The organism is Colwellia sp. 6M3 (assembly GCF_014077595.1).
Lineage (GTDB): Bacteria > Pseudomonadota > Gammaproteobacteria > Enterobacterales > Alteromonadaceae > Cognaticolwellia.
Map to the genome: position 1 here is coordinate 1 of NZ_JACGWF010000185.1, position 1,480 is coordinate 1,480.

Below are 1,480 nucleotides of genomic sequence, written 5' to 3' on the forward strand. Positions count from 1 at the left end.
AATTTATACTATTCATTGACTTATGTAAGTTTAAGTTAAATATATTATTTTTTTAAATATTTAAACGTAACCTTACATTTTCTGACCTGAACATACTACGCGGCCATTTCATTTCAGTGCCATTCAAATGTTTTTTGTTTATTTCCTAGCCCTTGAATAGGTTTCTTACCATATATTATTGCTAATTATTTTTACGGAATGTTTTAGATTCTCAGTGTATAATTGCATTTTTTGTTGAACAACAATTTTATAGCGATAAGAAAATCACCGTTTGTCTTTATACGTTTTTCAATTGTGAAAGATGCCATTATAATCCCACTTTTTATTGGGTTCATGTGGGATACAGCATATCGAAACTCTAGGTAATTCACGGTAGTCTATTGTGATTTTGTACAGTATGTTAATAAGGTGTTTTTGTGTCAATCCCAGTAAAACCAGTAAACTCAGCAAATTCAATTTCTCACAAATTCTCCATTGCACCCATGCTCGATTGGACTGATCGTCACTGTCGCTATTTTTATCGCGTAATGTCGAAACAAACGGTGTTGTATACCGAAATGGTAACTACGGGCGCAATACTGCATGGTAAAGGCAATTACTTAGCATATAACGACGAAGAGCACCCTTTGGTGTTACAGCTTGGTGGTAGTGATGTAAACGCTATGACAGAGTGTGCAAAAATTGCTGAACAGCAAGGATATGATGAAATCAATATTAATGTTGGTTGTCCATCAGACCGTGTACAAAATGGTAAGTTTGGTGCCTGTTTAATGGCAGAGCCTCAACTGGTGGCAGACTGTGTCGCGAGTATGCAAAACGTCACCAAAATTCCAACAACAGTAAAATCACGTATTGGTATTGACGATCTCGACAGTTATGAATTTTTACATCAGTTTTTAACGACGGTGAGTGCCGCGGGTTGTCAGCATTTTATTATTCACGCGCGTAAAGCCTGGTTAAGTGGTTTAAGTCCCAAACAAAACCGAGATATTCCACCGTTAGACTATCAGCGCGTATATCAAATTAAACAAGACTTTCCCAATATTGATATTTCAATCAATGGCGGTATAACAACTTTTGCACAAGCTAATGAGCATATGCAACACATTGATGGTGTGATGATTGGTAGAGAAGTTTATCAAAACCCTTATATGTTAACTGAAGCTGACAATGAAATTTGGCAGGCAAATTCTGAAGTTAAGTCACGACAAGTTGTGCTTAATGAAATGATTGAATATGTTGACCATCACGTAGCCAATGGTGGCCGAGCTTGGCATGTAGCTAGGCATATGCTTGGGTTATGTAATGGTTTAGCAGGTGCGAAGCAATTTCGCCGTTATTTAAGTGAAAATGCTAATGGTGAAAATGTAGGTGGTGAAGTACTACAACAAGCTTTTGCTAAAGTGTTACAACTTAACCCTGATTTAGACGTGATCTGATTTTTATCTTATTGTTTTAAATTACTTCGCTGAGTAAATTC

The 1,480-nt window shown here is 36.4% G+C and carries 1 protein-coding gene; it reads left to right on the forward strand.

What is annotated here, in order from left to right:
- The first annotated feature begins 416 nt into the window (after nt 1–416).
- On the forward strand, nt 417–1,439 hold the full coding sequence (gene dusA, locus H4J50_RS18875) for a tRNA dihydrouridine(20/20a) synthase DusA (RefSeq protein WP_310733288.1): 1,023 nt from the start codon (nt 417–419) through the stop codon (nt 1,437–1,439).
- Nucleotides 1,440–1,480: the final 41 nt, after the last annotated feature.